Origin of the sequence: Citrobacter sp. 172116965 (genome assembly GCF_013458095.1) — a bacterium.
Lineage (GTDB): Bacteria > Pseudomonadota > Gammaproteobacteria > Enterobacterales > Enterobacteriaceae > Citrobacter > Citrobacter braakii.
On the sequence record NZ_CP046673.1, the window covers coordinates 566069 to 590137 of the forward strand.

General features: G+C 53.1%; 24 protein-coding genes. 21 read left to right on the plus strand and 3 right to left on the minus strand.

Going from position 1 to position 24069, the window contains the following annotated elements; translation table 11 throughout:
- Positions 1–168 precede the first annotated feature (168 nt).
- Positions 169–696 (minus strand): inorganic diphosphatase, encoded by a 528-nt coding sequence (gene ppa, locus GPJ68_RS02785; RefSeq protein WP_003025726.1) that lies wholly within the window; start codon positions 694–696, stop codon positions 169–171.
- A 309-nt stretch (positions 697–1005) separates the two neighbouring features.
- On the opposite strand from ppa, the gene ytfQ reads away from it, so the two are divergent.
- The 5 genes from ytfQ to GPJ68_RS02810 all read left to right on the plus strand — a co-directional run bounded on the left by ytfQ (position 1006) and on the right by GPJ68_RS02810 (position 6790).
- The gene (gene ytfQ, locus GPJ68_RS02790; protein WP_049270636.1) at positions 1006–1962 is read left to right on the plus strand and encodes a galactofuranose ABC transporter substrate-binding protein YtfQ; all 957 of its coding nucleotides are present in this window, start codon (positions 1006–1008) and stop codon (positions 1960–1962) included.
- 85 nt (positions 1963–2047) lie between these two features.
- Complete coding sequence (gene ytfR, locus GPJ68_RS02795; protein ID WP_046275826.1) at positions 2048–3550, plus strand: galactofuranose ABC transporter, ATP-binding protein YtfR; 1503 nt, start codon at positions 2048–2050, stop codon at positions 3548–3550.
- 13 nt (positions 3551–3563) lie between these two features.
- A complete protein-coding gene (gene ytfT / locus GPJ68_RS02800) occupies positions 3564–4586 on the plus strand; it encodes a galactofuranose ABC transporter, ATP-binding protein YtfT (RefSeq protein WP_016155534.1) in 1023 nt (340 codons plus the stop codon).
- Complete coding sequence (gene yjfF / locus GPJ68_RS02805; protein WP_080859621.1) at positions 4573–5574, plus strand: galactofuranose ABC transporter, permease protein YjfF; 1002 nt, start codon at positions 4573–4575, stop codon at positions 5572–5574. Before ytfT ends, yjfF begins: the two co-directional genes overlap by 14 nt.
- Before the next feature lie 103 nt (positions 5575–5677).
- Positions 5678–6790, plus strand: coding sequence for a methyl-accepting chemotaxis protein (locus tag GPJ68_RS02810; RefSeq protein ID WP_016155535.1), 1113 nt, complete (start codon positions 5678–5680; stop codon positions 6788–6790).
- Positions 6791–6842: 52 nt separating this feature from the next.
- On the opposite strand, the gene fbp is transcribed toward GPJ68_RS02810, so the two are convergent.
- A complete protein-coding gene (fbp, locus tag GPJ68_RS02815) occupies positions 6843–7841 on the minus strand; it encodes a class 1 fructose-bisphosphatase (protein ID WP_016151459.1) in 999 nt (332 codons plus the stop codon).
- 175 nt (positions 7842–8016) lie between these two features.
- Between fbp and mpl the strand changes: the two genes are divergently transcribed.
- From mpl to GPJ68_RS02840, 5 genes are all read left to right on the plus strand, one after another.
- Positions 8017–9393 carry a UDP-N-acetylmuramate:L-alanyl-gamma-D-glutamyl-meso-diaminopimelate ligase gene (gene mpl, locus GPJ68_RS02820; protein WP_016151460.1) on the plus strand — a complete coding sequence of 459 codons (1377 nt, stop codon included), beginning with the start codon at positions 8017–8019 and terminating at the stop codon, positions 9391–9393.
- A gap of 287 nt (positions 9394–9680) precedes the next feature.
- Entirely contained in the window at positions 9681–10433 is a 753-nt protein-coding gene (locus GPJ68_RS02825) for a MurR/RpiR family transcriptional regulator (protein WP_016151461.1), read from the plus strand.
- The gene (locus GPJ68_RS02830; RefSeq protein WP_104651656.1) at positions 10433–11755 is read left to right on the plus strand and encodes a 6-phospho-beta-glucosidase; all 1323 of its coding nucleotides are present in this window, start codon (positions 10433–10435) and stop codon (positions 11753–11755) included. The genes GPJ68_RS02825 and GPJ68_RS02830 overlap by 1 nt, the downstream gene beginning before the upstream one ends.
- Before the next feature lie 16 nt (positions 11756–11771).
- Positions 11772–12461, plus strand: coding sequence for a 6-phosphogluconolactonase (locus GPJ68_RS02835; RefSeq protein WP_104651655.1), 690 nt, complete (start codon positions 11772–11774; stop codon positions 12459–12461).
- Positions 12462–12467: 6 nt separating this feature from the next.
- Positions 12468–13784 (plus strand): PTS sugar transporter subunit IIC, encoded by a 1317-nt coding sequence (locus GPJ68_RS02840; protein ID WP_016155539.1) that lies wholly within the window; start codon positions 12468–12470, stop codon positions 13782–13784.
- A gap of 63 nt (positions 13785–13847) precedes the next feature.
- Here GPJ68_RS02840 and yjgA read toward each other — a convergent pair whose 3' ends face one another.
- Positions 13848–14399, minus strand: a complete 552-nt coding sequence (yjgA, locus tag GPJ68_RS02845) for a ribosome biogenesis factor YjgA (protein WP_016151465.1) — start codon at positions 14397–14399, stop codon at positions 13848–13850.
- Positions 14400–14494: 95 nt separating this feature from the next.
- On the opposite strand from yjgA, the gene pmbA reads away from it, so the two are divergent.
- The 11 genes from pmbA to GPJ68_RS02900 all read left to right on the plus strand — a co-directional run bounded on the left by pmbA (position 14495) and on the right by GPJ68_RS02900 (position 24018).
- The gene (gene pmbA / locus GPJ68_RS02850) at positions 14495–15847 is read left to right on the plus strand and encodes a metalloprotease PmbA (protein ID WP_180837105.1); all 1353 of its coding nucleotides are present in this window, start codon (positions 14495–14497) and stop codon (positions 15845–15847) included.
- A 49-nt stretch (positions 15848–15896) separates the two neighbouring features.
- Complete coding sequence (cybC, locus tag GPJ68_RS02855; protein ID WP_016155540.1) at positions 15897–16283, plus strand: cytochrome b562; 387 nt, start codon at positions 15897–15899, stop codon at positions 16281–16283.
- Between the two features lie 330 nt (positions 16284–16613).
- Entirely contained in the window at positions 16614–16922 is a 309-nt protein-coding gene (locus GPJ68_RS02860) for a PRD domain-containing protein (RefSeq protein ID WP_016151467.1), read from the plus strand.
- 10 nt (positions 16923–16932) lie between these two features.
- Positions 16933–17295: an SFCGS family glycine-rich protein gene (locus GPJ68_RS02865; protein WP_003830384.1), complete on the plus strand. Its 363-nt coding sequence runs from the start codon at positions 16933–16935 to the stop codon at positions 17293–17295.
- A 2-nt stretch (positions 17296–17297) separates the two neighbouring features.
- The gene (locus GPJ68_RS02870; RefSeq protein WP_016151468.1) at positions 17298–17597 is read left to right on the plus strand and encodes a DUF4312 family protein; all 300 of its coding nucleotides are present in this window, start codon (positions 17298–17300) and stop codon (positions 17595–17597) included.
- Positions 17598–17619: 22 nt separating this feature from the next.
- Positions 17620–18396: a DUF4311 domain-containing protein gene (locus tag GPJ68_RS02875; protein ID WP_005134210.1), complete on the plus strand. Its 777-nt coding sequence runs from the start codon at positions 17620–17622 to the stop codon at positions 18394–18396.
- A gap of 11 nt (positions 18397–18407) precedes the next feature.
- Complete coding sequence (locus GPJ68_RS02880) at positions 18408–19052, plus strand: DUF4310 family protein (protein WP_003830379.1); 645 nt, start codon at positions 18408–18410, stop codon at positions 19050–19052.
- 58 nt (positions 19053–19110) lie between these two features.
- Entirely contained in the window at positions 19111–20244 is a 1134-nt protein-coding gene (locus tag GPJ68_RS02885) for an amidohydrolase/deacetylase family metallohydrolase (protein WP_104651654.1), read from the plus strand.
- Complete coding sequence (locus GPJ68_RS02890) at positions 20228–21346, plus strand: DgaE family pyridoxal phosphate-dependent ammonia lyase (protein WP_104651653.1); 1119 nt, start codon at positions 20228–20230, stop codon at positions 21344–21346. Before GPJ68_RS02885 ends, GPJ68_RS02890 begins: the two co-directional genes overlap by 17 nt.
- Positions 21343–22083, plus strand: coding sequence for a KDGP aldolase family protein (locus GPJ68_RS02895; RefSeq protein WP_016151471.1), 741 nt, complete (start codon positions 21343–21345; stop codon positions 22081–22083). The genes GPJ68_RS02890 and GPJ68_RS02895 overlap by 4 nt, the downstream gene beginning before the upstream one ends.
- A gap of 21 nt (positions 22084–22104) precedes the next feature.
- The gene (locus GPJ68_RS02900; RefSeq protein ID WP_104651652.1) at positions 22105–24018 is read left to right on the plus strand and encodes a transcription antiterminator; all 1914 of its coding nucleotides are present in this window, start codon (positions 22105–22107) and stop codon (positions 24016–24018) included.
- Positions 24019–24069 lie beyond the last annotated feature (51 nt).

Genomic DNA, 24069 nt, shown 5'->3' on the forward strand with positions numbered 1-24069 from the left:
GAATGATAATGAGATCTAATATCATTCGCAATTAAGATAAATGAAATGTGACTACCCATTCTGGTAGGTCAAAAAGAAAACAGCGAAGGGGAGAGGTGGTAGAACGTAGAAATTTAAAAACCCTTACTAACCAGAGACTGGCGTTCAGGGTTTTAAGCTAACGCGAACTTACTTCTTCGCGCGCTCGAAAGAAGCAACGATTTCAGCTTTAGCGGCTTCAGCGTTGTCCCAACCGTCAACTTTCACCCATTTGCCCGCTTCGAGATCTTTGTAGTGTTCGAAGAAGTGGGTGATCTGTGCTTTCAGCAGTTCCGGCAGGTCGGTCACATCTTTGATGTGATCGTATTCTTTGCTCAGCTTAGTGTGCGGAACCGCAACCAGTTTCGCATCTTCACCGGATTCGTCAGTCATTTTCAGTACGCCAACCGGACGGCAGCGGATCACTGAACCTGGCTCCAGCGGGTACGGAGTCGGGACAAGAACGTCTACTGGGTCACCGTCCAGAGACAGGGTGTGGTTGATGTAACCGTAGTTGCACGGATAGAACATCGCGGTGGACATGAAGCGGTCAACGAACAGGGCGCCGCTCTCTTTGTCAACTTCGTATTTGATCGGATCTGCGTTGGCAGGGATCTCGATAACAACGTAGATATCTTCCGGCAGATCTTTACCGGCAGGGACGTTGAGTAAGCTCATGTCTGTTTCCTTTAAATAAGCTATGGCAAACAAGTGGCGGGTATTATAGCCAACTCGCGCTGAATGTCTCCGCTTGTTTTCGCTTTCTCTGCGCTCATTTTCTTCTTTTTACCCCTCTCTCGTGACAGAAAAATCCATATCTTCAGCCGCATTTTTCATAGCGGGATGAAAGCGATTACAAAGTTGTGATTAACGTTTTATTTACTTTTTTGAAGTGTGATGTAACGCAATTCGTTACATGCTCAATTGTCTATAGTTTTTTCGCGACGGTTTATTAACCAACAATAATCACCCTACGAGGACGCACTTATGTGGAAGCGCTTACTTTTAGTCACAGCAGTTTCGGCAGCCATGTCGTCTATGGCAATGGCAGCCCCTTTAACCGTAGGATTTTCGCAAGTTGGCTCTGAATCTGGCTGGCGCGCCGCAGAAACCAACGTTGCGAAAAGCGAGGCTGAAAAGCGTGGTATTACGCTGAAAATCGCTGACGGCCAGCAAAAGCAGGAAAACCAGATTAAAGCAGTTCGCTCATTTGTTGCGCAGGGCGTTGACGCCATCTTTATTGCGCCGGTCGTGGCAACGGGTTGGGAACCGGTTTTAAAAGAAGCTAAAGATGCCGACATTCCGGTCTTTTTGCTCGATCGTTCCATCGATGTAAAAGACAAATCTCTCTATATGACCACGGTCACCGCCGACAACGTGCTGGAAGGTAAATTGATCGGCGACTGGTTGATTAAACAGGTGAACGGCAAGCCGTGTAACGTCGTTGAGCTGCAAGGGACCGTCGGGGCCAGCGTGGCCATCGATCGTAAAAAAGGGTTTGCTGAAGCCATCGCCAACACGCCAAACATTAAGATTATCCGCTCACAGTCCGGCGACTTCACCCGCAGTAAAGGGAAAGAAGTGATGGAGAGCTTTATCAAAGCGGAAAACAATGGCAAGAACATCTGCATGGTTTACGCCCACAACGATGACATGGTGATCGGGGCAATCCAGGCGATTAAAGAAGCAGGCCTGAAACCCGGCAAAGATATTCTGACTGGTTCCATCGACGGTGTACCGGATATCTACAAAGCAATGATTGACGGTGAAGCCAACGCCAGCGTCGAGCTGACGCCGAATATGGCAGGCCCGGCATTCGACGCGCTGGAGAAATTCAAAAAAGACGGCACGATGCCTGAGAAGCTGACCATTACCAAGTCGATCCTCTATCTGCCGGATACGGCGAAAGAAGAGTTAGAGAAGAAGAAAAACATGGGCTACTAGTTTTGCTGCCGGTCTTCCGTAGGCCTGATGGCGTTGCGCTTATCAGGCCTACGAAAAGGCCGTGATTTCGTACCGGAGGAATGCCATGACCACCGACCCCCATCAGGAAATCCTCCGCACCGAAGGATTAAGCAAATTCTTTCCCGGCGTCAAAGCGCTGGATAACGTGGATTTCAGCTTGCGTCGCGGTGAGATTATGGCGCTGCTGGGAGAAAACGGAGCCGGTAAATCGACGCTGATCAAAGCGCTGACCGGCGTTTACCATGCAGATCGCGGCACGATCTGGCTCGAAGGCCAGCCTATCTCCCCCAAAAATACCGCCCATGCCCAGCAGTTGGGGATCGGTACCGTGTATCAGGAAGTGAATCTGCTGCCCAATATGTCGGTAGCGGATAACTTGTTTATTGGCCGTGAACCGCGGCGTTTTGGCCTGCTGCTGCGCAAGCAGATGGAAAAACGCGCGACGGAGTTAATGGCGTCATACGGTTTTTCACTCGACGTGCGCGAGCCGCTGAACCGCTTTTCCGTGGCGATGCAGCAGATCGTCGCCATCTGTCGGGCGATCGATCTCTCCGCGAAAGTGCTGATCCTCGATGAGCCCACCGCCAGTCTTGATACCCAGGAGGTAGAAATGCTGTTCGGCCTGATGCGGCATCTGCGCGATCGGGGCGTCAGTCTGATCTTCGTTACCCACTTCCTCGATCAGGTCTATCAGGTCAGCGATCGCATTACCGTCCTGCGTAACGGCGGCTTCGTTGGCTGCCGTGAAACCCGCGAACTGCCACAGATCGAACTGGTCAAAATGATGCTGGGTCGCGAACTGGATACCCATGCGCTACAGCGTGCGGGCCGTACGCTGCTGAGTGATAAACCAGTGGCGGCCTTTAGCGACTTTGGCAAGAAAGGCACCATCGCGCCGTTTGATCTACAGGTGCGCCCTGGTGAGATCGTCGGTCTCGCTGGACTGCTGGGATCCGGGCGAACGGAAACGGCGGAGGTGATCTTCGGTATTAAACCCGCCGACAGCGGCAGTGCGCTGATCAAAGGCAAAGCGCAGACCTTGCGATCGCCGCATCAGGCTTCGTGTCTGGGGATCGGCTTCTGTCCGGAGGATCGCAAAACGGATGGTATTATCGCCGCCGCTTCGGTGCGGGAAAACATCATTCTGGCATTACAGGCGCAGCGTGGCTGGCTGCGGCCTATTCCGCGGAAAGAACAAAATGAGATTGCCGAGCGTTTTATCCGCCAGCTCGGAATTCGCACCCCCAACGCTGAACAGCCGATCGAATTCCTCTCCGGCGGCAATCAGCAAAAAGTATTGCTCTCGCGCTGGTTACTGACCAAACCGCAGTTCCTGATCCTCGATGAACCTACGCGTGGGATCGACGTCGGCGCGCATGCCGAGATCATCCGCCTGATCGAAACGCTGTGCGCGGATGGTCTGGCGCTGCTGGTGATTTCATCCGAACTGGAAGAGTTAGTGGGCTATGCCGATCGGGTCATTATTATGCGCGATCGCAAACAGGTGGCCGAGATCCCGCTGGCTGAACTGTCCGTACCGGCGATCATGAACGCCATTGCGGCCTAAGGAGACTATGGTGATGCCTCAATCTCTCCCTCAATCCACTCCGCCGCAACGGCGATTCCGCTGGCCAAAAGGCATGCCACAACTGGTGGCGCTACTGCTGGTGCTGCTGGTGGATAGCCTGGTCGCACCGCACTTTTATCAGGTGATTTTGCAAGATGGTCGGCTGTTCGGTAGCCCGATTGATATTCTCAACCGTGCCGCCCCCGTGGCGCTGTTAGCGATTGGCATGACGCTGGTGATTGCCACCGGCGGCATCGACCTTTCCGTAGGCGCCGTCATGGCCATTGCCGGTGCCACCACCGCGGCGATGACGGTGGCCGGGCACAGTTTGCCGGTGGTGCTGCTTGCCGCCTTAGGCTCCGGCATTCTGGCAGGGTTATGGAACGGGATTCTGGTGGCAATCCTCAAGATCCAACCGTTCGTTGCCACGCTAATCCTGATGGTGGCCGGGCGCGGAGTGGCGCAGCTTATCACCTCCGGGCAGATCGTCACCTTCAACTCGCCCGAACTGTCGTGGTTTGGCAGCGGCTCGCTCTTACTGTTCCCCACGCCAGTGATCATTGCCCTGCTAACGCTGGTGGTGTTCTGGCTACTGACGCGTAAAACGGCGCTGGGGATGTTTATTGAAGCGGTAGGCATCAACATTCGTGCGGCAAAAAACGCCGGGGTGAACACGCGCATTATCGTGATGCTCACCTATGTGCTGAGCGGTCTGTGTGCGGCTATCGCCGGCATTATCGTCACGGCGGATATCCGCGGGGCAGATGCCAATAACGCCGGATTGTGGCTGGAACTGGATGCCATCCTGGCGGTAGTCATCGGCGGCGGCTCGCTGATGGGCGGGCGCTTTAATCTGCTGCTGTCGGTGGTCGGGGCATTGATTATTCAGGGCATGAATACCGGGATTTTACTGTCGGGCTTCCCGCCAGAACTAAATCAAGTGGTCAAAGCCGTGGTGGTGTTGTGTGTGCTGGTCGTGCAATCACAACGCTTTATCAGCCTGATAAAAGGAGTGCGTGGTCATGATAAAACGTAATTTACCGCTGATGATCACCCTCGGCGTGTTTGTACTGGGTTACCTCTACTGCCTGACACAGTTTCCGGCTTTTGCTTCAACCAGAGTTATCTGCAATATCCTGACCGATAACGCTTTTCTGGGCATCATCGCCGTGGGCATGACTTTCGTGATTCTCTCTGGCGGGATCGACCTGTCCGTTGGCTCGGTGATCGCGTTTACCGGCGTATTTCTGGCGAAGGCCATTGGCTACTGGGGTATATCTCCGCTGTTGGCGTTTCCCCTGATTCTGCTGATGGGCTGCGCTTTTGGCGCGTTTATGGGGTTACTGATTGATGCGCTGAAGATCCCAGCATTCATTATTACCCTGGCGGGAATGTTCTTCCTGCGCGGCGTCAGCTATCTGGTGTCTGAAGAGTCGATCCCAATTAACCATCCGGTTTATGACATGCTCTCAAGCCTGGCATGGAAAATTCCCGGCGGCGGTCGCCTGAGTGCAATGGGATTGCTGATGCTGGCGGTAGTCGTCATTGGCATATTCCTGGCGCACCGTACGCGTTTTGGTAATCAGGTTTACGCGATTGGCGGCAACGCCACCTCTGCCAACCTGATGGGGATCTCAACCCGCAGCACGACCATCCGTATCTATATGCTGTCGACCGGGCTTGCGACGCTTGCTGGCATTGTCTTTTCAATTTACACCCAGGCGGGTTATGCGCTGGCGGGCGTCGGCGTTGAGCTGGATGCGATTGCCTCAGTCGTGATTGGCGGAACCCTGTTGAGCGGCGGGGTCGGTACGGTGTTAGGAACGTTGTTTGGTGTCGCCATTCAGGGGTTGATCCAGACCTACATTAATTTTGATGGCACATTAAGTTCCTGGTGGACGAAGATCGCGATTGGCATTTTATTGTTTATTTTTATTGCCTTACAGCGCGGCCTGACGGTACTTTGGGAAAATCGTCAAAGCTCGCCAGTAACCAGAGTGGGGACGGTGGCAACACCAAAGTAACATCCTGATTTTTCACTAAACATTTAAATACCTAAACTTTTTCCGGTTGTAGTCGATAGGTTCTGTACAGGTCTGTTTTAACCCTACAACCGGAAATATAACGATGCCAAAATCCCTTTCAATTCGATCAAGTTTGTTGGTGTTATTGTCTCTGCTGACGTTCCTTCTGTTGCTGACCGGCGGTATGGGGCTGTATGCCTCTACCCGTATCATTACTTCGTTGATTTACCACGGTATTATGAGTGCCTCGATGTTGGCTGCCCTCGCATTGCTGGCGGTGATTTGGTTCATGCTGCGAAATAAGTTTCTCAAGCCGCTGGATAATATGGTTGAGCAACTGGAACGCCTGGCGACGGGGGATTTGTCGCCGGTTACCGCGCTGTCGGCCAGCGCCGAATTCAACCGTCTGAACGCGGCAATGGATGAAATGCGCCATGCGTTGGGCGACTCGGTACAGCGTGTCCGCGATGCCAGTTTACAAATTGATATTGGTAGCCGTGAGCTGACGGCCGGGAACCAGCATCTGGCGCAACGTACTGAATCGACAGCCACTTCGCTGGAGCAGACCGCCGCCAGTATGGAAGAACTCACGGCGACCGTGAAACAGAATGCGCAGAACGCGGAACAGGCACACCAGTTGGCAAAATCGGTGTCGGATACCGCCGATCGCGGCAGTGAGATGGTGTGCTATGTGATTGAGAAAATGCGCGATATTTCCGGCAGTTCCAGCCGAATCGCCGACATCCTCAGCGTAATCGACGGTATTGCTTTCCAGACCAATATCCTGGCGCTCAATGCTTCTGTTGAAGCGGCGCGTGCCGGTGAGCAAGGGCGGGGCTTTGCGGTCGTTGCGGGTGAAGTGCGTAATCTGGCCAGCCGCAGCGCCGAGGCGGCAAAAGAGATCCGCACGTTAATCAGCGATTCACACACCCACGTGGGAGAAGGCAGCGAGCTGGCGCAGCAGGCGGGCGAAACCATGGATGAGATTGCCAATGAAGTGATGCGCATGACCAAACTGATGCGTGAAATTGCCAGCGCGTCGCAGGAACAGAGTCGCGGCATCGAGCAGGTGAATATCGCTGTGATTCAGATGGATGAAACGGCGCAGCAAAATGCGGCGCTGGTACAGCAATCTTCAGCGGCTACCCGCTCACTGGAAGAGCAGTCACATGCGCTGCTCGAAGCAATGGCGGCGTTTAAAGTACAAACGGCGTAGGGGATAAATTTGCCGGATGATGGCGTTAACACGTCTCATCCGGCAAAGCGTATTACGCGTCCGGGAATTCGCGGATAAAGCGTTCTACATCTTCAACCATATGGTCGTTACCTACGAAGAAGGAGCGACGCTGGTGCAGGCTTTCCGGGGTGATATCCAGAATGCGATCCTTGCCATCGCTCGCTTTGCCGCCCGCCTGCTCGGCCAGGAAGGCCATCGGATTGCATTCGTACAGCAGACGCAGCTTCCCTTGCGGGTGGCTGGCTGTGCTTGGGTACAGGTAGATCCCGCCTTTGAGCAGATTACGATGGAAATCCGCAACCAGAGAGCCAATGTAGCGCGAGGTGTACGGGCGCTGAGTTGACTTATCTTCTTCCTGGCAGAATTTAATGTACTTCTTCACGCCGTTCGGGAATTTAATGTAGTTGCCTTCGTTAATGGAGTACGTGCTGCCTTTCGCCGGGAAGCGCATACGTTCCTGGCTGAGGCAGAATACGCCCAGAGAAGGATCGTAGGTGAAGGCGTGTACGCCACAGCCGGTGGTATACACCAGCATGGTGGAAGAACCATAAACAACGTAGCCCGCAGCAACCTGCTTGTTGCCTGGTTGCAGGAAATCCTCTTCCGTGACCGGCGTGCCGACTGGGGTTACGCGGCGATAAATAGAGAAAATCGTACCGACAGAGACGTTAACATCGATGTTGGATGAGCCATCCAGAGGATCCATCAGCACAACATATTTTGCGTGTTCACAGCCTTCAAAGACGACGATTTCATCTTCTTCTTCCGAGGCAATGCCCGCCACAATGTCGCGCGCCTTCAGTGCAGCTTTCAGTTTTTCGTTCGCGAACAGATCGAGTTTTTGTTGAACCTCTCCCTGCACGTTCTCAGCACCGCTGGCACCCAGGATATCGACCAGACCGGCCTTGTTGATATCGCGGTGGATGATCTTGGCGCCCAGCTTTATTGCCGACAACAAAGCAGTGAGTTCACCGGTAGCATGAGAAAACTCGTGCTGCTTTTCGACAATAAATTCACCTAACGTTTTCATAACACTTTCCCTGCAATTTATGTGGAGTAAAGCGACCGCAACAATATTAACAAATATTTCCATTGCCGCGCTTAGGTGAATCGCGCCAGCAAACTACGGAATATCCTGAAATGCGTTTCTCACTTGCCGGACATGTGCGTAAAATGGCCCCCAGATTAAAAAAGGATAGTGACGTATGCGCATTCATATTTTGGGAATTTGTGGCACTTTTATGGGCGGTCTGGCGATGCTGGCGCGCTCACTCGGTCATGAAGTAACCGGTTCGGACGCCAATGTGTATCCGCCGATGAGTACCTTACTTGAGAAGCAAGGCATTGATCTGATTCAGGGTTACGATGCCAGCCAGCTCGATCCGCAGCCGGACCTGGTGATCATTGGCAATGCCATGACCCGGGGTAATCCGTGTGTGGAAGCGGTGCTGGAAAAGAACATTCCGTACATGTCCGGCCCGCAGTGGCTGCATGACTTTGTGCTGCGCGATCGTTGGGTACTGGCGGTTGCGGGGACGCACGGCAAAACCACCACCGCCGGAATGGCGACCTGGATCCTCGAAGCCTGCGGCTATAAGCCTGGCTTTGTGATCGGCGGCGTACCGGGTAACTTTGAGGTTTCCGCGCGCCTGGGTGAGAGCGACTTCTTCGTGATTGAAGCGGATGAGTACGATTGCGCCTTCTTCGATAAGCGTTCTAAATTCGTACATTACTGCCCGCGTACGCTGATCCTCAACAACCTTGAGTTCGATCACGCTGATATCTTTGACGATCTGAAAGCGATCCAGAAACAGTTCCACCATCTGGTGCGTATCGTGCCGGGCCAGGGACGCATTATCTACCCGGAAAACGACATCAATCTGAAACAGACGATGGCGATGGGCTGCTGGAGCGAACAAGAGCTGGTTGGTGAACAAGGTCACTGGCAGGCGAAAAAGCTGACCACTGATGCATCCGAATGGGAAGTGTGGCTGGACGGTGAAAATGTTGGCGTGGTGAAGTGGGGCCTGGTAGGCGAGCACAACATGCACAACGGTCTGATGGCGATTGCTGCCGCGCGCCATGTTGGTGTCGTGCCTGCGGATGCAGCCAATGCGCTGGGCTCGTTCATCAACGCTCGTCGTCGTCTTGAGCTGCGCGGCGAAGCCAATGGCGTGACGGTGTATGACGATTTCGCCCATCACCCAACGGCCATTCTGGCAACGCTTGCGGCGCTGCGCGGTAAAGTGGGTGGCACGGCGCGCATCATCGCGGTGCTGGAACCACGCTCGAACACCATGAAAATGGGCCTGTGCAAAGATGACCTGGCGCCGTCGCTAGGGCGTGCGGACGAAGTGTTCCTGCTGCAACCCCCACATATTCCGTGGCAGGTAGCAGAAGTCGCTGAAGCCTGCGTTCAGCCTGCGCACTGGAGCGGCGATGTGGATGCACTGGCAGATATGGTGGTGAAAACTGCACAGCCTGGCGATCACATCCTGGTGATGAGTAACGGCGGGTTTGGTGGCATCCATCAAAAACTGCTGGATGGCCTGGCGAAGAAAGCCCAGGCAGAAGAAGAGTAAAAAAATGCCCGGTGGCGCTACGCTTACCGGGCCTACGATCCGTTGTGGGCCGGATAAGGTGTTTACACCGTTATCCGGCACTTTCTCAGGAGCACGATCTCCGTTGCCATCCGGCCTTCTGGTTACGCCATACTTCTCAACGGAATGGGAAGCCTCCATATGGAAATTTATAACTCAGATCGCAGAAATTAATTTCTAAATCATAAAATCTATTTCCGCTTTTCCCTTGCTAATATCCCCTCGAGAGCCAATGTGGCGTAAGTGCCACATAATAAAAGGTGCGCTCCATGCGAAAAAATTTAACCAATAATGAACTGCGAGTTTATAAATTCTGTCAGGAGAACCCTGCTGATGTTTATAAAATGAAAATTCATGAACTGGCAGATCGCGTTTATACTACCGCGCCATCTATTTCTAAGTTGGTAAAGAAATTAGGCTTTAATAATTTCCAGGAGTTTAAGGTCAACATTCGGGACGTATTCTCCAGATCGCAAAACTCGCAGCACCATAACGCGTTTGTTAGCGAATATATTCAAGAAATGCAGGATGCTTTAACCAGAGTGTCTGAGAATAAAGTCAAAGTCTTTTGTGATTTTTTGTCCGACTGCAATACGATTATCACCTGGGGATACGGTACATCAGATAGCGTGGCGAACTATGTTAGCTATAATCTGATGGTGCTGGGCTTTAATATCCTCAATGAAACAGACTACACCAACTGTAATGTCCGCAGCCGCTTTCTGACCGCTAACGATTGTATGCTGATTGTTTCCAACAGCGGTGAGTCAGAAATGCTGGAAGAGATAATTTTTAATGCCAGAAAAAACGGCATCAAGGTGGCCGCGATTACCAGCCGGGAAAACTCTACGCTGGCGCTTAAGGCCGATGCAGTCTTGATCTACAAAAACGCCATTATTAAAGATACTGCTTTCGAAAATATAAGCTATCCGATCCAGATAGCCATCGTAGATATTATGCTTTTCCATTTATCCAATGTCAGAAAAGTGTCGTTGAAATTTAATTCAAAAGTAGAAGACTAATGAAAAAACTAAAACTCGTGGTGATTGGTGCGGGTAGCAGCTATACGCCAGAACTGATTGAAGGTGTAATTAAAAACTACCACCAGCTTCCCATCTCTCACATCGCTTTTGTCGACGTTGAAATGGGTAAAGAGAAAATGAACATCATTTTCGATCTCACCAAAAGAATGCTTGCCAAAGCAAATTTACCAATTGATGTCATCCAAACTTTTGACCGCAAAACAGCGCTGCTGGGTGCCGACTTCGTGGTGACTCAACTGCGCGTCGGTGGTATAGATGCCCGAATCGTTGATGAAAAACTGCCGAAGTCATACGGTTTTATTGGTCAGGAAACCAACGGCGCGGGCGGGATGTTCAAAGCTCTGCGCACCATTCCGGTCATCATTGAAATAGCGAATGAAATGAAGGCGATTTGTCCAAACGCCTGGCTGATTAACTTCACCAATCCAGCTTCCATGGTGACAGAAGCGGTACTCAAATACAGCCACAACAATCGGGTCATCGGCCTGTGCAATGGTCCTGTCAATATGACCCATCAGGTGGCCGGGCTGCTGAATGCCAACGTAGAGGATTTATACGTCGAGTTCAAAGGCTCCAACCATATGAACTTTATTACCAAAATTTTGCATAACGGCGTCGACCGTACCCGTGAAACCATCGAGATAATCAACGCCGCTGACGTCGATGCATTGAGCTTTAAAAACATCAGCAATGAGCAGTTTAATAAAGAGCTGCTGGCCGCCACCAATCTGATCCCCTCTTCCTATTTAAAATACTACCTCAAGACGACTGAAATGCTGGCCGAGCAGGAAGCAGCCGAGCAATCACGGGGTGAGATCGTCAAAAATATCGAAGCCGAACTGTTTAAAAAATACAGCGACGTTACGCTTCAGGATACGCCTAAAGAGCTGGAAGCCCGCGGCGGTGCGCTTTATTCCACCGCCGCGCTGAACGTTATTCGCGCTATTTACCTCGACGATAAGAGCATTCAAACGGTCAACGTTCGTAACGGCGGTGCTATCACTAATTTACCGGAAGAGGCGGTAGTTGAAGTGAACTGTGTGCTTACCCGTAATGGTCCGATTCCAATTTGTACTGGCGAGATCCCATCTCCTGCGAAAGGGATTGTTTCCATGATGAAAGACTATGAAGCGCAGATCGTCAAAGCCGCCGCCACCGGCGATTATCAAGCGCTTATTTCAGGCTTTATTTTCAACCCATTATGCTCAAGCGACACCTCGGGCGTGGCGTTAGTCAAAGAGATGCTGCTGGCCAATAAAAAGTATCTTCCTTTATTCGCCAAAAAGATTGAATCACTTTAATAGCGAGAAGAAACGGATGAAATGTACAACGTTTGATACCAATGCCGCGCTGGCTGAACTGGTCGTTAGTGAGCTATCCGCGCTCAAACCACATTCTCGCGTGCTGATCCCCTCCGGTAGCACGCCTCACTGGATTTACGAAGCACTGGCAGCGACACCGTTTGCCGAACGCCTTACTTTCTTTGCGCTGGATGAGTGGGTCAACGTGCCCAGCGAATCAGATGGCAGCTGCCTGAACATGATTAATCAGGACTTTGTGCACAAATGTGCCTATCCGGTGCGGTTAGTCCATTTCAATCCGTTTGCCTCTACGGCACAAAATATTGCCCATTACCAAACCGCGCTCAACGGTGAAGAGTTTGACTATGTAATTCTGGGCGTGGGAATGAACGGGCATATCGGCTTAAACGAGCCGGGCGTGCCGTTTGATGAGGATTATCTACAAACTCAACTGGATGACGTAACAATTAACGTCGCCAGCCATAAATACTTCTCCGGAGATGTCACCCTCACCGAAGGTATTACCGTCGGGCTGAATAAAATCATCAAAGCTGGAAAGGTGATTGTCATCATCAACCACGATACGAAAAAAGATATTTATCAGGAGATTGTTAACGGCGATGCGCACCACACTCAGGTTCCTGCCATCTATATCAAGCAGTTCCCGCAGGTTAATTATTACGTGACAAAAAACCTTATAGGGTAAGCGGGCATGAGCATAACCTCTCTACTCGAACAAAAGATGTTGCCACTGGCCGAGAAAATCTCGTCAAACATCTACCTGACCGCACTAAAAAATGCGTTTATTGCCCTGATTCCCTTTTTGATTGTCGGTTCATTTTTCGTATTGTTAACCAACTTTCCTGTTAACGGCTATCACGAGTTTATGAGTTCGCTGTTAGGGGAAGGCGTGCTGGATAAGCTCAATTACGGGATTAACGCCAGCTACGGATTAATGACGCTGCTGGTGATTATCACCTTCTCAAAGGAGTTAGTTGAAAAGCTTAATCTCAGCCAAAGTTCCGCTATTTTACCGGTGGCGATCTTCTTCTTAATGTCGCCTGGTCATATTACGACAGGATCGGGAGAAATCGTCGCCGATGCTTACGCGTTGCTCGACTTTAGCTCTGAATCGATGTTCTTAGGGATTATCGTTACTGTGGTCACCATCAAGGTGGTTCAGTTTCTGGAAAACAGGGCTTTCACCATCAAGATGCCTGCGAGTGTCCCGCCAGAGATTGCCAGGTCGTTTAAATCGCTGGTACCTATCTTCTTAGTGCTACTGTTCTGGATTATCGTCAAGGTGCTGTTTGAGAACACGCCTTTTGGTACGCCGGGGAAATTTATCAGCGTCATGTTGCAACAGCCGTTGCTGTATCTGGGGAATTCCCTCTTATCGCAACTGATTGCTGAGATGATGATCAGTTTCTTCTGGTTCTTTGGGATCCATGGCGACTCTATCATGACATCCGTAATGGGGCCTATCTGGCAAACGCTCAGTGCGCAGAACCTGGCGCAAACTCAGGCCGGGCTGGTAGCGACCAACATCATTACTCAGCAGTTCAGGGATGTCTATTTGATTGCCGGCGGTACGGGCTTTACCGGGGCACTGTTGATTAGCATCTTTATGGTTGCCAAAAGTACGCGATTAAAGCAGCTCTCACGGCTGGCGGCACCGGCGGCAATTTTTAACATTAATGAGCCGGTTATTTTTGGTTTGCCAATCGTGCTTAATCCGCTGATGCTTATCCCGTTTATCATTACCCCAATGGTGCTGTGTACGGTTACTTATGTGGTTATCGCATTCGGCTGGGTTCCCCCCACCTCTGGTATCTCCATTCCCTGGACAACGCCGATCTTTATTTCTGGTTTCCTCACCACCGGGATTTCAGGCATTGTTTTACAGGCCGTGAATCTGGTTATCGCCACCGCGATTTATACACCGTTCGTGAAGATTTTAGATAAGCAGTATCTGCATGAAGAGAGTCAGTCAGAGAACGCTATGGGCGAAATGCAGCCCCAGCAGTAAGAGCACAGAATCCAGGCCGGATGAAGTATTTACATCATCCGGCACTTTCTGCAGACGAAGAGGTTAGATTTCGTTTTCCGCCAGTTCACGCAGATACTGGAAAATCTGACGTGCTGATTTCGGCGGCTTGTTGCCTTCTTGCTCTTTCTTCGCATTGCGAACCAGAGAACGAAGCTGCTGGCGATCGGCGTTTGGCCACAGATTCAGCACTTCCGCTACCGCATCATCACCTTCGGCGATCAGGCGATCGCGCAGTTGCTCAAGCTTATGAAACAGTACAACCTGTTGGTTGTGACGGTTTTTCAGCTTGTCCAGCGCCTGACGGATAGGATCAACATCGCGCTGGCGCAACATTTTGCCAATCAGCTGCAGCTGGCGGCGGCGACCTTCCATCTTAATACGCTGGGCCAACTCAATCGCGGCACGTAAATCCGCGTCGAGCGGGATTTTATCCAGCGCGTTTTTCCCCAGTTTTACCAGTTCCACACCCAGGTGTTTTAACTCCTCGGCGTCACGTTTTATTTCACTTTTACTAACCCAGATAATTTCATCGTCTTCGTCTTCGATGTCATCACCGGGAACGTCGTCGAGCCAGTCTTCGGGCTGCTTAGTCATGTCAGGCTCCTTAAAAAAAGAGGCTAATGTTACCAGTTAAGATGCGCACTGAAAAACGGTTCTCTGTTAGACTTCAGAGAAACTCTCTCTACATTATGGCATTTGCGATGAAAGTAATCTCACAAGTTGAAGCGCAGCGTAAGATTCTGGAAGAAGCGGTCTCGACGGCACTGGAATTAGCGTCAGGTCAGTCGGATGGCGCGGAAGTCGCTGTGAGCAAGACCACGGGTATTAGCGTCAGCACCCGTTATGGTGAAGTGGAGAACGTAGAATTCAATAGCGATGGCGCGCTGGGGATTACGGTTTATCACCAAAACCGTAAGGGCAGCGCATCGTCCACCGATTTAAGCCCGCAGGCGATTGCACGTACCGTGCAGGCCGCGCTGGATATTGCACGTTACACCTCACCGGACCCGTGCGCGGGCGTGGCAGATAAAGAACTGCTGGCCTTTGATGCGCCCGATTTGGATCTGTTCCACCCGGCGGAAGTTTCCCCTGACGAAGCTATCGAACTGGCAGCCCGCGCTGAACAGGCGGCGCTGCAGGCCGATAAGCGTATCACCAATACCGAGGGTGGCAGTTTTAACAGCCACTATGGCATCAAAGTGTTTGGTAACAGTCACGGGATGCTGCAGGGCTACTGCTCCACGCGTCATTCTCTTTCCAGCTGCGTCATCGCGGAAGAAAATGGCGATATGGAGCGTGATTACGCCTACACCATTGGCCGGGCGATGGGCGATCTGCAAACGCCGGAATGGGTGGGGGCAGACTGTGCTCGCCGCACCTTATCTCGCCTCTCTCCGCGTAGACTTTCCACCATGAAAGCGCCGGTGATTTTTGCCAACGAAGTGGCGACTGGGCTGTTCGGACATCTGGTCGGCGCGATTGCCGGTGGTTCGGTGTACCGTAAATCCACCTTCCTGCTCGACTCGCTGGGCAAGCAAATTCTGCCGGAATGGCTGACTATTGAAGAACATCCGCACCTGCTGAAAGGGCTGGCGTCGTCGCCGTTCGATAGCGAAGGCGTACGGACCGAACGCCGTGACATTATTAAAGACGGCGTGCTGACCCAATGGCTGCTGACCAACTATTCCGCACGTAAGCTGGGACTGAAGAGCACCGGTCATGCGGGCGGGATCCACAACTGGCGAATTCCGGGACAGGGTCTAAGCTTCGAGCAGTTGCTCAAAGAGATGGGCACAGGTCTTGTGGTTACCGAGCTGATGGGCCAGGGCGTTAGCGGCATTACCGGCGATTACTCGCGCGGCGCGGCGGGTTTTTGGGTCGAAAACGGCGAAATTCAGTATCCGGTGAGTGAAATTACCATCGCCGGTAACTTAAAAGAGATGTGGCGCAATATTGTGACCGTAGGCAACGATATTGAAACACGCAGTAATATACAGTGTGGTTCGGTATTGTTACCGGAGATGAAAATCGCCGGGCAATGATACTCGTTAAGGCGTTAATTTTTTTTAATAATAAAAAAGGAAGTGAGCAATGCGTAAACACCTGTTAGCGATCGTCGCGGCTTCAACGCTGGTTCTTGGTTCTTCTGCGTTTGCAGCCGATCTCGAAGATGACATGGGGATCCTCAACGACAACCTGAAGATCGTCGAAAAAACGGACAATGCGACTGAACTGAAAGACGCGTTGACCAAAATGCGTGCAGCCGCGCTGGATGCTCAAAAGGGAACGCCGCCGAAGCTGGAGAGCAAATCCCCGGACAGTGCGGAGATGAAAGATTTCCGCCACGGCTTTGACACGCTGATCGGTCAGATTGACGGCGCGCTTAAACTGGCGAACGAAGGTAAAGTCAAAGAGGCGAAAGCCGTTGCGGAAGACCTGAAAAAAACGCGCAACGAAAACCACAAGAAGTTCCGCTAATCTACTCTTTCCGGCCTGCATAACCGTAGGCCGGATAAGACGCTGCGCCCCTGCATCCCATAAGTAAACGCTATCCCCATCACATTTTTTCATTTTTATCGTCCATTCATTGTTCGCATTTCCTTCCATTTTGCTGCTCACTCTTGCGATCTCAATCACATTCTTCCAGTGATTAATCGTGGTCCCGGCCCTTTTTGCGGCACAGATCACTATCGCTGCGCCCCTTTCCACTTCGAAGTGGAAAACAACTCGCTACAAACTTTTAACCCCCGCCGCTAAGTTAACCTCAGAGCCACTAGTGGGGTAAGACGAGTGAATAACGGAGCTGTAATGAATGACATGGGGGAATCGGTGGAACTGGCCGACCGCATGCTGGCGCAGGTGTATGCCTTGCTGCGTGAACGCCACATTATTCCCAACGCTGTACAGGAACAGATGCTGACGTCGCATGTTCGCGCCATGGCGCACCGCTCGGTAACGGGTGAACCCTTACCAGAAGTCGATGCCAGCTTGTTTGATGAAATTTCTGCCGAATCAATGGCGCTTGCCCGTGACGTGGTCGCTGAGTTTGGCAATCTTCCTGAGGAAGAGGCCTGGCTGCTGTCGGTGCACTTCGAAGTCGCGAAAGACAACCTTTAAGGAGCAAAAGATGGAACAGATTACCGTAGTGATTGGCGATCGTCTGGGTAAAGGCCAGAAAGTGGCGGCAGGCGTTGAGAAAGCGGGCGGCCGTGCGGTTGTGGTGCCGGGCGTTGCGGCTGATATGAAGCTGGGTGACGTGATGAAAGCGGAAAACGCCACCTTTGGCATCTCGTTTTGCGGCAGTGGCGGCGCGGGTGCGATTACCGCGCAGACCAAATACGGCTACAAGGCGAAATACGGCATGCGCTCGGTTGATGAAGGGGTCACTGCCATCAACGAAGGTTGCAACGTGCTGGGGTTCGGTTTTATGGACAAAGAAGAACTCGGTGAGCGCCTGGTACAGGCGTGGCAAAAGAAACACGGCGCTTAAGCATGAAAGAACAATTCACCACCACGGTGAGAGTCACTGGCAAGGGCGAGGCCAAAGCGCGCGCCTTTGCCGATGCCCTGAACCACGTTCAGGCTGCGGTGATGAAAGCGTCGCCGCATATCTTACTGCGTATTGAGCCACAGGATGTGCAGGTTGTTCAAGCGCGTGAATCGGTGCGCAAAGAGGCATTTTTATTCCTCTTTTTGCGCCGGGAAAGACGCACCTTCAGCGTGGAGCTGGACGTGACCGTCAACGTGACTGCCATCAATCTCGACAAGGTGGATTTCGTTACGCAACGCTGATTCTTTATTAAAAGGCATAATTATGTTCCTGATAATATTAATAAAATCGCTCATCATCGGCGGCCTGGTTGGCGTCGGTGTCGGCGCTGGGGCTGCACGCATGTTTCATGCGCCTACCACTCAAGGGATGGGCGCGTTTCGTACTCTGGGAGAACTGAATTCCTGCGAAGGGGATCCGGCTTCTCACTTCTCGTTCGGCCTGGGCTTCTTCTTTAACGCCTGGGCTTCCTCTGTTGCGGCGGGGGCGTTCACTCAGGACGTCGACCATCGCATCATCCCCAACTGGGGCGCTGCTGCGCTGATGGTTAAAAACCGCAACGTCGGTGAAACGCTGCACGATCCCAAGCGCATGGCGATTGCCTGCGGCGTTATCGGGATGATCGTCGTGACCTTCCTGAACCTTACGGCGTCATCCGTACCGGAAGCGTTGCAGGTGACTGCCGTCAAGGTGCTGGTGCCTGCGGCTAACCTGCTGGTCAACACCGTGATGCCGGTGATCTTCTGGCTGGCGGCGATCGATGCCGGTAAAAAATCAGGCTTCTGGGCCACCGTCTTTGGCGGCGCGGCGCAGCTGATTATGGGCAACGCCGTTCCGGGTCTGGTCCTTGGCATTCTGATCGGTAAAGGCGTGGAAGAGAGCGGCTGGAACCACGTCACTAAAGTGATGATGGTGGCTATCGTCGCGCTGTTTGTCCTGAGCGGCTTCTTCCGCGGCTTCGACATGAAGATGATCGAATCCTTCCATCTGACCGTGCCTAACTGGCTCGAACTGATCCACAACTCGCTCAGTGGCAAATAACGGAGGCCATCATGGAACAGAATAAAGGTTTTTGGTTCGCTGACTGGTCGTTCCCGATCTTCGTTGGCCTGCTCTCCTCTGGCGTATTTGCCGGAACGCACATGTACTACCTGTACGGTATTGGCGCATTTAACGAAGTCGCTTTTGTGGCGATGCTGAAGGCGGGAATGGACACCGGCTCCTACGGGGCGGTGGCGGCATTTGGTGCAAGCTTCCTGTTTGCCCGCATCATTGAAGGTTCGCTGGTGGGGATTCTGGATATTGGCGGGGCGATTCAGACCGGGGTCGGGTTAGGTGTTCCGGCGCTGCTGTTGGGCGCAGGTATTATCTTCCCGGTTGCCAACTTCGCAGCGTCGCTGGTCACCGGTCTGGTGATTGGTCTGGCGATTGGCTACATCATTATTCTGGCACGTAAGTTCACCATCAATCAGAGCGACTCGACCTACGGTGCGGATGTCATGATGGGGGCCGGTAACGCCTCCGGCCGCTTCCTCGGACCATTGATTATCCTCAGCGCGATGACGGCGTCTATCCCTATCGGCATCGGTTCACTGGCGGGCGCGCTGCTGTTTTACCTGTGGCAGAAACCGATCACCGGCGGGGCGATCCTTGGGGCGATGATCCTCGGGTCCATCTTCCCGATTGCCATTAGCTAACTGTTGATTTGTAGGCCGGATGAGGCGGTTGCGCTGCCATCCGGCAAAGGAGAGAGCGATGTTTGATTTACTCCTGCGCCGTGCGCGCCTCGTTGACGATACGGTGAGCGATATTGCGCTCAAAGACGGCAAAATTGCGGCGTTGGGCGACGTTGATGGCCCGGCGCTGAAAACCATCGAACTGGGCGGCGAGTACTACGTCAGCGCAGGTTGGATTGATTCCCACGTTCACTGCTACCCGAAATCCCCGATTTATCACGACCAGCCGGACAGCGTCGGTATAGCTACCGGCGTTACTACGGTGGTGGATGCGGGCAGTACCGGGGCGGATGATATCGATGATTTTTATACCCTGACCCGGAAAGCGACCACCGAAGTGTATGCGCTGCTGAATATTTCCCGCGTTGGGCTTATCGCCCAGAACGAGCTGGCTAATATGGCCAACATTGACGCCGATGCGGTTCGACAGGCGGTGAAGCGCCATCCTGATTTTATCGTCGGCCTGAAGGCGCGCATGAGCAGCAGCGTGGTCGGTGAAAACGGCATTACGCCGCTGGAGCGCGCCAAAGCGATGCAAGCGCAGAACGGTGACCTGCCGCTGATGGTGCACATCGGCAACAATCCGCCGGATCTGGATGAGATCGCCGAACGCCTGACCGCGGGCGACATCATTACCCACTGCTACAACGGTAAGCCGAACCGCATTCTGACGCCGCAAGGCGAGCTGCGGGCGTCAGTGACGCGGGCGATTTCACGCGGTGTGCGTCTGGACGTTGGGCATGGCACCGCCAGCCTGAGCTTTGCGGTGACAAAACGCGCTATCGGTCTGGGGATTTTGCCGCACACCATCAGCTCCGATATTTATTGTCGCAACCGTATCAGCGGCCCGGTGTATTCCCTGGCGAATGTGATGTCGAAATTTCTCGCCATTGGGATGTCGCTACCGCAGGTCATTGAGTGCGTTACTGCCAATGCCGCCGATGGTCTGCGCCTGAAACAGAAAGGGCGGCTGCAGGTTGGTCTGGATGCCGATTTAACCCTCTTTACGCTTAAGCGCCAGCCAACCGTGCTGGTAGATGCAGAAAACGACAGCCTGCAGGCTGAACAACTGCTGGTGCCGCTTGCCGCAATACGTGCGGGCAAGGGCTATATGACCGAACAAGGGAGCGCGGAACATGCCTTCGATTTTTGAGAAATACAATTTAAAACAGGTGATTAACACCTCAGGCCGCATGACGGCGCTCGGCGTTTCTACGCCACGACCAGAAGTGGTTCAGGCCGCAATGGCGGGGATGAATCAATATTTTGAGATGAAAGACCTGGTCAATAAGACCGGTGACTACATTGCGAAATTGCTGGAGGTGGAAGGGGCAACCGTCGTCTCCTGCGCTTCGGCCGGAATAGCCCTGTCAGTGGCTGGAGTGCTGGTTAAGGACAGCGACTGGCTGCTGGAGAACCTGCACGTCGCGCCGATCGAGAACAACGAAATCGTGCTGCCCAGAGGCCACAACGTCAACTTTGGCGCTCCGGTTGGCACCATGGTGGCGCTCGGCGGCGGCAAGCTAGTGGAAGCGGGTTATGCCAACGAATGTTCCGCCGCTCAGCTGGCGGCGGCCATTACGCCACGCACGGCGGCCATTCTGTATATCAAATCTCACCACTGCGTCCAGAAAAGTATGCTCAGCGTGGAACAGGCTGCGGTGGTGGCGCGTACGCATAATCTGCCGCTAATCGTGGATGCGGCGGCGGAAGAGGATTTGCAGTGCTACTACCGGGTTGGTGCGGATCTGGTGATTTATAGCGGTGCGAAAGCGATTGAAGGGCCAACCAGCGGCCTGGTGATTGGCAAAACCCAATACGTTGAGTGGGTGAAGCGCCAGACCGCGGGGATTGGCCGGGCGATGAAGGTGGGTAAAGAGGGAATTCTTGGCCTGACCTGCGCCATCGAACTGTATCTGAACGCGCAGAAAGAGAGCGGCGCGGAGATGGTCGAGAAAATGACGCCGTTCATTAATGCGTTAAACCAGCTTCACGGCGTAAGCGCCCGCGTGGTGTGGGACAGCGCAGGGCGCGACATCGCGCGCACGGAAATTAAGTTTGACGAAGCGGTAACCGGGATCGCCACAGGTGAACTGGTCGACGCGCTCAAGCAGGGAGAGTACGCGATTTACTTCCGTGGTTACAAAGCTAACGAAGGCATTATCGAAGCCGATGTGCGCAGCGTGGATCGCGCGCAACTGGAGATTGTGGCCCGTCGAATTGGTGAAGTGATTTCGCAGGAGAAAAAAGCATGAAACTGACCCCTAACTTTTATCGCGACCGCGTCTGCCTGAACGTGCTGGCGGGCTCCAAAGAAAATGCCCGGGATATTTACGCGGCGGCGGAAGGACACGTACTGGTCGGTGTGTTGTCAAAAAATTACCCGGATGTCGCAAGCGCGGTTGCGGATATGCGTGAATACGCAGCGCTTATCGACAATGCCCTCTCCGTGGGGCTGGGGGCGGGCGATCCAAACCAGTCGGCGATGGTCAGTGAAATCTCCCGTCAGGTGCAGCCACAGCATGTTAATCAGGTCTTTACCGGCGTGGCGACCAGCCGCGCGCTGCTGGGTCAGCAGGAGACGGTGGTCAACGGTCTGGTCTCGCCAACTGGCACACCGGGCAGGGTGAAAATCTCCACCGGTCCGCTGAGCAGCCAGACGCCAGACGGCATTGTGCCGGTAGAAACCGCGATTGCGTTGCTCAAAGACATGGGGGGGAGCTCGATTAAATACTTCCCAATGGGTGGCCTGAAGTGCCGTGAGGAATACATTGCAGTTGCCCAGGCCTGCGCCCGCCATGACTTCTGGCTGGAGCCAACTGGCGGTATCGATCTGGATAATTTCACTGAAATTTTGCAGATCGCCCTGGATGCCGGAGTGAGCAAAATCATTCCTCACATCTATAGTTCGATTATTGATAAGGTGAGTGGTAACACCCGACCGGACGACGTGCGCCAGCTGATGGCGATGACCCGGGCCTGCGTAGGCTAACTGACTGATGAGGAAACTGACGTGCGATTCCCCAACCAACGTTTAGCGCAGCTGTTTGGCATGCTGCAAAACGAAGCGCTTCCACAGGACGAGCTGGCGCAGCGGTTGTCGGTTTCCACACGCACCGTACGGGCGGATATCACTGCGCTAAACGCGCTGCTCACCCAGTACGGCGCGCAGTTTGTCCTCAGCCGGGGTAACGGTTATCAACTCAAAATTGACGACCCGGCACGTTATCATGCCCTGCAAACGCAGCGACCAGACGCGTTGCTGCGCATCCCTCGCACCAGCCAGGAGCGGGTGCACTGGCTGGTGGTTCGTTTTCTGACGTCGGCCTTTTCGCTGAAGCTGGAGGATTTGGCTGATGAATGGTTTATCAGCCGCGCGACGCTGCAAAACGATATGGCTGAGGTGCGCGAGCATCTGCAACGTTATCATCTGACGTTGGAAACGCGCCCCCGTCACGGTATGAAACTGTTTGGCAGCGAGATGGCGATCCGCGCCTGTTTGACCGATCTGCTATGGACGCTGGCGCAGCAGGATCCACAGCACCCGCTAGTGACGCAAGAGGCACTAAATGCCGGGATCCCTGAACAGCTACAACCTGTTTTGCAGGATATTTTTGCCCGTTTTCACATTCGCCTGACCGATGAGGGTGAGCTGTTTTTGCGGTTGTACTGTGCGGTGGCGGTACGGCGGATTAGCGAAGGGTATCCCCTCCCGGAATTTGCCGCAGAAGAAGCCGAGCAATCGGTGTGCCTGGCCACGCGGGAAATCGCAGCGGTATTGCACCGACTGGCGGATAAACCGCTTACCGTTTCCGAAGAGAACTGGCTGCAGGTGCATATCGCCGCCCGCCAGGTACAAGAGATCGCCCCCAGCGCCATCAATGCGGATGATGACGAAGCGCTGGTTAATTACATCCTGCGGTTTATCAACAGCCAGTACAACTACAACCTGTTGAATGACAAACAGTTACATGCTGACCTTCTGACGCATATTAAGACGATGATCACCCGGGTGCGTTACCAGATAATGATCCCCAATCCGCTACTGGAAAATATTAAACAGCACTACCCGATGGCGTGGGACATGACGCTGGCCGCCGTCTCGGGATGGGGAAAATATACGCCGTACACCATCAGTGAAAATGAGATTGGCTTCCTTGTGCTGCATATTGGCGTCGGGCTGGAGCGTAGTTACAACATCGGTTACCAGAGGCAGCCGAAAGTTCTGCTGGTATGCGATGCTGGAAATGCGATGCTGCGGATGATTGAGGCGGTGCTGGCGCGTAAGTATCCGCAGATAGAAATCGTTGATACCGTGACGCTACGCGACTACGAACAGCGGGAAAGCATCAGCGAAGATTTCGTCATCTCTACCGCGCGGGTTGGTGAAAAAGATAAGCCTGTGGTGATGATTGCACCGTTCCCTACCGATTATCAACTGGAGCAAATTGGCAAACTGGTGCTGGTCGACAGAACCCGTCCGTGGATGTTGAACAAATTCTTCGATGCCGCCCATTTTCGTGTGATCGACGAGCCAATGGATCAACAAACGTTGTTCAACGTTTTATATCGCCAGTTGCAGGATGAAGGCTTTGTCGATGCGGAGTTTCTTGATTCGGTGGTTGAACGTGAGGCCATCGTCAGCACCATGCTGGGTGACAGCATTGCCCTGCCGCACGCCCTCGGTCTGCTGGCAAAGAAAACGGTGGTCTACACCATCCTCGCCCCGCAGGGTATCGCCTGGGGGGATGAAACGGCGCATGTGATCTTCCTGCTCGCCATCAGCAAAAGCGAATACGAAGAAGCGATGGCGATCTACGATATTTTCGTCACCTTCCTGCGCGAGCGCGCGATGACGCGGCTCTGCGCGTGCCGGAATTTCAGCGAGTTCAAAACGGTTGCAATGGAGTGTGTGAGCCGTTTTTAACGACGCTGCAACTATCTTGCTGCGTCGTCTCCTGCAACTGTTACCCTTAAT

Excerpts from the sequence above, each read along its gene's own strand:
- ppa (WP_003025726.1), bottom strand. The coding sequence starts at position 696 with ATGAGCTTACTCAACGTCCCTGCCGGTAAAGATCTGCCGGAAGATATC.
- ytfQ (WP_049270636.1), top strand. The coding sequence starts at position 1,006 with ATGTGGAAGCGCTTACTTTTAGTCACAGCAGTTTCGGCAGCCATGTCG.
- ytfR (WP_046275826.1), top strand. The coding sequence starts at position 2,048 with ATGACCACCGACCCCCATCAGGAAATCCTCCGCACCGAAGGATTAAGC.
- ytfT (WP_016155534.1), top strand. The coding sequence starts at position 3,564 with ATGCCTCAATCTCTCCCTCAATCCACTCCGCCGCAACGGCGATTCCGC.
- yjfF (WP_080859621.1), top strand. The coding sequence starts at position 4,573 with ATGATAAAACGTAATTTACCGCTGATGATCACCCTCGGCGTGTTTGTA.
- GPJ68_RS02810 (WP_016155535.1), top strand. The coding sequence starts at position 5,678 with ATGCCAAAATCCCTTTCAATTCGATCAAGTTTGTTGGTGTTATTGTCT.
- fbp (WP_016151459.1), bottom strand. The coding sequence starts at position 7,841 with ATGAAAACGTTAGGTGAATTTATTGTCGAAAAGCAGCACGAGTTTTCT.
- mpl (WP_016151460.1), top strand. The coding sequence starts at position 8,017 with ATGCGCATTCATATTTTGGGAATTTGTGGCACTTTTATGGGCGGTCTG.
- GPJ68_RS02825 (WP_016151461.1), top strand. The coding sequence starts at position 9,681 with ATGCGAAAAAATTTAACCAATAATGAACTGCGAGTTTATAAATTCTGT.
- GPJ68_RS02830 (WP_104651656.1), top strand. The coding sequence starts at position 10,433 with ATGAAAAAACTAAAACTCGTGGTGATTGGTGCGGGTAGCAGCTATACG.
- GPJ68_RS02835 (WP_104651655.1), top strand. The coding sequence starts at position 11,772 with ATGAAATGTACAACGTTTGATACCAATGCCGCGCTGGCTGAACTGGTC.
- GPJ68_RS02840 (WP_016155539.1), top strand. The coding sequence starts at position 12,468 with ATGAGCATAACCTCTCTACTCGAACAAAAGATGTTGCCACTGGCCGAG.
- yjgA (WP_016151465.1), bottom strand. The coding sequence starts at position 14,399 with ATGACTAAGCAGCCCGAAGACTGGCTCGACGACGTTCCCGGTGATGAC.
- pmbA (WP_180837105.1), top strand. The coding sequence starts at position 14,495 with ATGGCATTTGCGATGAAAGTAATCTCACAAGTTGAAGCGCAGCGTAAG.
- cybC (WP_016155540.1), top strand. The coding sequence starts at position 15,897 with ATGCGTAAACACCTGTTAGCGATCGTCGCGGCTTCAACGCTGGTTCTT.
- GPJ68_RS02860 (WP_016151467.1), top strand. The coding sequence starts at position 16,614 with ATGAATGACATGGGGGAATCGGTGGAACTGGCCGACCGCATGCTGGCG.
- GPJ68_RS02865 (WP_003830384.1), top strand. The coding sequence starts at position 16,933 with ATGGAACAGATTACCGTAGTGATTGGCGATCGTCTGGGTAAAGGCCAG.
- GPJ68_RS02870 (WP_016151468.1), top strand. The coding sequence starts at position 17,298 with ATGAAAGAACAATTCACCACCACGGTGAGAGTCACTGGCAAGGGCGAG.
- GPJ68_RS02875 (WP_005134210.1), top strand. The coding sequence starts at position 17,620 with ATGTTCCTGATAATATTAATAAAATCGCTCATCATCGGCGGCCTGGTT.
- GPJ68_RS02880 (WP_003830379.1), top strand. The coding sequence starts at position 18,408 with ATGGAACAGAATAAAGGTTTTTGGTTCGCTGACTGGTCGTTCCCGATC.
- GPJ68_RS02885 (WP_104651654.1), top strand. The coding sequence starts at position 19,111 with ATGTTTGATTTACTCCTGCGCCGTGCGCGCCTCGTTGACGATACGGTG.
- GPJ68_RS02890 (WP_104651653.1), top strand. The coding sequence starts at position 20,228 with ATGCCTTCGATTTTTGAGAAATACAATTTAAAACAGGTGATTAACACC.
- GPJ68_RS02895 (WP_016151471.1), top strand. The coding sequence starts at position 21,343 with ATGAAACTGACCCCTAACTTTTATCGCGACCGCGTCTGCCTGAACGTG.